Here is a 5,715-nt window from a genome sequence, read left to right as displayed (position 1 = left end):
GAAATGTAAGGTGAATTATAACTAGGTTCGAGGTTCGAGGTTCGAGGTTCGAGGTTCGAGGTTCGAGGTTCGAGCAAAATTGTAGTGCAGTGAATGTGTAAGAAATAGTTTTAAAAGAAAAAGTGGATAAGCTTAATGAAAAGCGAGCTAAATTTAGCTCGCTATCCATAGCTCTCGACTCGTCGCTTATTTTATTTCTACACGTTGCGAGCGCATCACTATTTCATCGTTCAGCTCAATACCAATACCTGGCTCCTCTGATACTTCGAAGAAACCATTTTTAGGCTGTGGATCTTGTAAGCATAACTCTCTATTCCACTTTTTAATCGCATAAGTGTGGTGCTCATGAATTAAGAAGTTTGGAATCGCTGTTTCTAAGTGCAATGATGCCGCTGTGGCAACAGGGCCACCACAGACGTGAGCTTGAATTCGCACGTCAAAGATATCTGCGTAATCACACACTTTTTTGGTTTCAGTAAAACCACCACATAAACCAATATCCGGCTGTAGCACATCAATACTTTGATCTTCTAAATACGGACGCACACCCCAGCGGTTATATAAGCGCTCGCCACCAGCAATTGGCACCGACACTTTATCTGCGACCTTCGCATGTAAAGAGTGGTTTAGATAATTAACAGGTTCTTCATAGTACATGCAGTCAAATTCTTTGGCGATTTCACCTATTTGAATGGCAGAAGTTGCCCCAGGTAAACTGTGGCATTCAAAAATGATATCAACCTCATCGCCAACCGCTTCGCGAATTGCTTGCATGCGCGCGCGATAAAGCTTCATCTCAGCGCGTGAAATGATGTTAGTACGATCGTAATAGGTATTACCGTCCTTATCGTATTGGATCGGGTCAACTTTAACCGCATCGTAACCTTCGGCCACCGCTTTTAATGCTGCTTCAGCGTATTCTTGTGGATGCACAAGCGCTTTAAATTCACTGTCCCAATCGAACTGTAGTTGCGATGCATAGGTACGTAGTTTGTCATTCACTTTACCGCCCAGTAACTGATACACAGGCAAACCTAATGCTTTACCTTTAATATCCCATAGAGCCGTGTCTATCGCGCTCATAGCAGCATACACTACAGGTCCGCCACCTAAGCCCCAAAAGCTTTCACGAAGCATACGTGACCATAACTTTTCAGTTTGAAATGGGTCATGACCAATCAAGAATGCATCGGCCATTTCTTTGATCATGGCAGCTGCTGCACTGTGACCTAAGTCATAAGCAAGTCCAGCTTCACCAACCCCACTTATACCTTCATCGGTATGAATACGAACAAATACAGGTGTCCAAGCAGGTCTGTCTGGACAATGGATATCAAACACTTCAACGCGATTAACTTTCATAAAATTCCTTATTAACCAACTTGGTTATTTTGCAAAATTAGGATCAAGTCGATAAGCTTTACGTAACATCGCAGGCCAGGCTAATTGTCCGCCAGTACTACCACTGTGTACGACATTCGCTTGATTATAAATATTATCTATTATCGCTTGTGGCACTGGTGTAACCGCTTGACCACTGGCTTGTAGAGCGAGCTGAATTTCACAGGCGCGCTGTAAATCATAAAAACGCATAAATGCATCCCCTACTGTTGGCCCAACTGTTAAGCCACCATGATTTACTAATAGCATATGATTAGTATCTGCCAAATCATCTTGCAAGCGTTTTTTCTCATCATTATTGACCGCTAACCCTTCATAACCATGATAAGACAATGAAGGCAGTGAAAACATGGAATATTGACTCAGTGGTAATAAACCATTTTGCTGCGTAGCAACGGCGATGGTTTCTTTAGTATGCAAATGGATCACGCAGTGGGCATCTTCACGCACTTCGTGGATCGCGCTGTGGATAGTAAAACCAGCAGGGTTAATAGCAAATGGCGTGTCATCTAAAATATTGCCATTTAAATCCACTTTAACCAAATTAGAGGCCGTTACTTCATCAAACGTTAAGCCAAACGCATTCACTAAATAATGATCAGTACCCGGCAAACGCGCTGATAAATGCGTATAAATCAAATCACCCCAACGAAAATGCTCAACCAACCGGTAGCAGGCAGCTAAATCAATACGTAGCTGCCACTCTTGGGCAGATACTTTATTTTTTAAGTCAAGTTGTGGTAATTCAAACATTGCAGTGCCTTATAGAAACGTGCTCATCAATTAACACGAAATAGATGGATAGAAGTCTAAAGTAGTGAGCGAGGATGATCAATCTTTAAAATAAAACAGCCACACCATTTGGTGTGGCTGTTTACTGCCAGTTAAGTAGGTAACTAGCATTTAGAAAAGTTATTTTACGTTTGCTAAATAATCAGCAATTGCTGTCATTTCTTCTTCAGATACATTTGCGACCATTGCTTTCATCGCTGCAGCCATGCCGTTGTTACGCGCGCCCGATTTTATATCTTTCATTTGTGCGACTAAATACTCTTTATTCTGACCATTTAGTTTTGGGTACATAGCCATGATAGGTGCTTTACCTTCTGGGCCATGACATGTTTGACATAGTTTTGCAGTGTAAAGCGCAGCGCCATCGGCAGCCATGCTATTAAATGACACACTTGCAGCCATAGTGAGACTGGCACCTAAGAGTAATTTTGTTATCTTGCTCATTGTATTCTCTCTTCTTTTTGACGGTTTATAAAAATTATTGCTCTAATTGTAGACCATAATAACGGATCTTTGCACATAACTAATGTACGTTATTTATACACCAAGTAGATCACCAAACACACTGTTCAAATTAGCTGCTAGGCTACCAAACTAAATCATCTGGTACTTCAAAATCTGCATAAGGATCATCGGCATCTTTGCCTTTGTCTTCAGGTTCAACATGAAACACAATGTACTTTTCATCGACTTCTGCCACTTTTCGCGCAGGCTCATCTTCAAGTACAAAAAACTGCCCTTCTAAAACACAGATAGCGAGTCGCCCACCGGCTAATGCCTTTTGGGTTTTTTCGTTTACATCTAACTCTTTTACTTTATTTTCATAAGTAAAGTTAAAAGTTCGCTCCCCACGGATCGAATCTTGATTATGGTGCTCTAAAATTTGCTTAACACGGGCGATTTGTTCACGCTGCTTCAGCTCAGCTTGACGCGCCTGATTTAACTCTTCTGCTTTTTTCTGTTGCTCTAACTTTGTCTGCTGAATATGTTTTTGCAGATCACTGGGGTTACTTGTGGCCCCTTTTTTAGGCTTTTTTTGCTGCTTACGCTTTTCAGTCTTAGCGACTTTCGCTTTGTGTGACGTTGTTAGTCCTGCTTTTAGCAATTGGTCTTGTAATGAACCCATGGCTTTGTTCCATTAAAAACTGATATTAAGATTATTTTAATCGTCAATGCAGAAGAATCATAGTGCTGCGGCTATTAATCTAACAAACTGTTGCGGCTGATACCCTGATTTAGCGCAATAAATGATGATTTAAAAGAAAAAAGGTTTAACTTGATTGAATTAAATAGCAATCAGGTTATGCTGTGGTTTTTGTAGTAGGGGCAATATAATGCGCTTGAGTCATTTATTAGTGTGCTCAGTGTTTATCTTTTTTGTACTTTATGCGCCACAGCCATTGTTAGGCTTATTTGCCGAGCAGTTTTCAGTCAGTCCGGCCACCGCGGGCAGCTTGATGACGGCGACTATGATCCCATTAGCCGTCGCTCCTTTAATGTATGGTTTACTACTCGCTAAACGTAACCCTCTTACTATTCTTCGCTATACTATGCTGCTACTTGCTGTTACTTGCATTGCTTTTGCGTACGCCCCCAGCTTTGAGTTATTACTGTTGCTACGGTTCTTACAAGGTTTAACGTTACCTGCCGCACTTACAGCAATGACCACCTATATTGGCAGTACTTATCAAGCGGAACACTTACAAAAGAATATGACTCTCTATATAGGGAGCACCATAGCAGGAGGTTATTTTGGCCGTGTGTTTGCCGCTGTTTTTGCAGATCTTTGGACATGGCAAAGTTTTTATTTTGTTATCGCCGCTGGTTTAATTGGCTCAGCTTTATGTATACCACGCCACCAAGTCGCCATTGTTAGTAATGCGCTTTCACCACTAAATTATTTAAAGCAACTGGCTACTGCTGCCGTCTTAAAGTTGTATGGTGCTGTGTTTTGTATGTTTTTTTGCTTTGCTGCATTATTAAATTATTTGCCATTCATTTTACGCGACACTTTTTTAATTACTAACACTCGCGATATTGGCTTAGTCTACAGTGGCTATTTAATCGGCGCACTCGCTTCTATAGCAACACCTTGGCTATTAAGAAAAAGTATTTCACCGTGGCATTTATTGTCAGCAATATTTATGTTTTATAGTACAACCATGGTCTTTTTAATGAGTTCACAGTTGTTGGTATTTTTACTGGCATTTACTGGCTTTTGTGGGGCAATGTTTATTATTCACTCAACAGCCGCACCACTGGTTAATAAAATCAGTAACGCGCCACCGAGTGTAACGAATGGCGCTTATGTGTCGTTTTATTACAGTGGCGGGGCATTAGGCTCTTTTTTACCTGGTTTGGTTTACCAGTACTATGGCCATGTTGCATTTATGGCAGTATTATTGTTTGTGTGCTTATGTGGTTTAGCATTAGTGGCTGCGGGTTATTTTGCAGGTAAAAAAACCACCTTAGGTTGATGACCTGTGCTTGCAAAAAAACGTTCTAAATCGGCTTTTTTTAACAACCATGTTTGCGTGTTCTCGAACGGATGGCAATGAAACAAATCGCCAAACCAAATATCTTGGTCTAACCAAAGTGTGACATTATTTTGCTTATCGTTCATTAACGCCAACATTGAGACACACCCGGGAGCGACTTTTAGAAAACGCGCCAAGCGCTCATCTGAAGCAAACCCTAAACGCGACAAACCTTGATATTTAGCCAGCGCTTTTAAATCTAATTGTTTGTCGTGAGCTGTGATCACTAAAAAATGGTTTTTACCTTCGTTATCGCGCAGGAATAAATTTTTTAGTCGTGTGCCGGGACGTTCTATCATTAATTCATCAGCAGTCAGACTGCCATGTAATGCTGGATGTTCAATTACATCGTAGCTAATTTCCAAATGCGCTAGCAGTGCTGCTAACTTAGTTTTATCCGCCACCATTTATAAACAATGCCCCCTTAATTGCACACTTAAGTCACGCCATACAACATTGTTTATTTCATACTTATCCTTACAGTATTGCGTTGTTTTTAACTCTTGTTGCAATAACTCTACGGCTTGGTCCTCTAACTCTAGCTTTAAGCTGTTCGATTCTTCAAAATATTCTTGCTCAGCAAAGCTTTTAAACTCACTGCGGGTAAGTGGTCGATCTAAGTTTAAACTTTTTCGGCTATTCGCTTTGACCGACACAACATAGGCAAAAATCTTCTTACCTTGCTCATCTAACTTGGTATGCAACTGCTTGTTATTAATTTCAAAAGGCGGCTCATCATTTTGACTTGCACATCCGCAGAGCAAAACGAGTAGGATCCATGCATATTTTTTCATCTTTAAAGTCTTTTTACTTTCTAGTGGCTACTAGTCTATCAAAAATACACTACTTGCGTGAAAATTCGCAAAATATATAAAAAATGCTTGACCAAATTTATAAATCTCATTAAAGTTCGTCCCGCTTGAAAGGGAATCTCAAGTGGGTTACGAAATTCGTAACTTTAGGAATGTGGGGCTATAGCTCAGCT

The 5,715-nt window shown here is 40.6% G+C and carries 7 protein-coding genes; 1 reads left to right on the top strand and 6 read right to left on the bottom strand.

Going from position 1 to position 5,715, the window contains the following annotated elements; genetic code table 11:
- Window positions 1-186 precede the first annotated feature (186 nt).
- The 4 genes from CWB85_RS05110 to CWB85_RS05095 form a co-directional block, all read right to left on the bottom strand.
- Window positions 187-1,362 (bottom strand): mandelate racemase/muconate lactonizing enzyme family protein, encoded by a 1,176-nt coding sequence (locus tag CWB85_RS05110; protein ID WP_016709146.1) that lies wholly within the window; start codon window positions 1,360-1,362, stop codon window positions 187-189.
- Window positions 1,363-1,386: 24 nt separating this feature from the next.
- Window positions 1,387-2,154 (bottom strand): class II aldolase/adducin family protein, encoded by a 768-nt coding sequence (locus CWB85_RS05105; RefSeq protein ID WP_016709145.1) that lies wholly within the window; start codon window positions 2,152-2,154, stop codon window positions 1,387-1,389.
- Window positions 2,155-2,313: 159 nt separating this feature from the next.
- Window positions 2,314-2,637 carry a c-type cytochrome gene (locus tag CWB85_RS05100; protein WP_016709144.1) on the bottom strand — a complete coding sequence of 108 codons (324 nt, stop codon included), beginning with the start codon at window positions 2,635-2,637 and terminating at the stop codon, window positions 2,314-2,316.
- A gap of 142 nt (window positions 2,638-2,779) precedes the next feature.
- The gene (locus CWB85_RS05095; RefSeq protein ID WP_016709143.1) at window positions 2,780-3,319 is read right to left on the bottom strand and encodes a DUF2058 domain-containing protein; all 540 of its coding nucleotides are present in this window, start codon (window positions 3,317-3,319) and stop codon (window positions 2,780-2,782) included.
- A 208-nt stretch (window positions 3,320-3,527) separates the two neighbouring features.
- Here CWB85_RS05095 and CWB85_RS05090 point away from each other — a divergent pair, with 208 nt between their 5' ends.
- Window positions 3,528-4,670 (top strand): MFS transporter, encoded by a 1,143-nt coding sequence (locus CWB85_RS05090; protein WP_138554302.1) that lies wholly within the window; start codon window positions 3,528-3,530, stop codon window positions 4,668-4,670.
- Here the strand turns inward: CWB85_RS05090 and CWB85_RS05085 are convergent.
- Window positions 4,637-5,137, bottom strand: coding sequence for a prolyl-tRNA synthetase associated domain-containing protein (locus tag CWB85_RS05085; RefSeq protein WP_016709141.1), 501 nt, complete (start codon window positions 5,135-5,137; stop codon window positions 4,637-4,639). The two genes, CWB85_RS05090 and CWB85_RS05085, sit on opposite strands and share 34 nt — an antisense overlap.
- Complete coding sequence (locus CWB85_RS05080) at window positions 5,138-5,524, bottom strand: hypothetical protein (RefSeq protein ID WP_016709140.1); 387 nt, start codon at window positions 5,522-5,524, stop codon at window positions 5,138-5,140.
- Window positions 5,525-5,715: the final 191 nt, after the last annotated feature.

Origin of the sequence: Pseudoalteromonas sp. S1727 (genome assembly GCF_005886375.1) — a bacterium.
GTDB classification, from domain to species: domain Bacteria; phylum Pseudomonadota; class Gammaproteobacteria; order Enterobacterales; family Alteromonadaceae; genus Pseudoalteromonas; species Pseudoalteromonas haloplanktis.
The sequence above is the reverse complement of the archived record's forward strand: the minus strand, read 5'-3'. Positions and strand labels throughout refer to the sequence as shown.

Bases quoted from the DNA above. Each gene is read 5' to 3' on its own strand.
- CWB85_RS05100 (WP_016709144.1), bottom strand. From the start codon at position 2,637: ATGAGCAAGATAACAAAATTACTCTTAGGTGCCAGTCTCACTATGGCT.
- CWB85_RS05105 (WP_016709145.1), bottom strand. From the start codon at position 2,154: ATGTTTGAATTACCACAACTTGACTTAAAAAATAAAGTATCTGCCCAA.
- CWB85_RS05095 (WP_016709143.1), bottom strand. From the start codon at position 3,319: ATGGGTTCATTACAAGACCAATTGCTAAAAGCAGGACTAACAACGTCA.
- CWB85_RS05110 (WP_016709146.1), bottom strand. From the start codon at position 1,362: ATGAAAGTTAATCGCGTTGAAGTGTTTGATATCCATTGTCCAGACAGA.
- CWB85_RS05080 (WP_016709140.1), bottom strand. From the start codon at position 5,524: ATGAAAAAATATGCATGGATCCTACTCGTTTTGCTCTGCGGATGTGCA.
- CWB85_RS05085 (WP_016709141.1), bottom strand. From the start codon at position 5,137: ATGGTGGCGGATAAAACTAAGTTAGCAGCACTGCTAGCGCATTTGGAA.
- CWB85_RS05090 (WP_138554302.1), top strand. From the start codon at position 3,528: ATGCGCTTGAGTCATTTATTAGTGTGCTCAGTGTTTATCTTTTTTGTA.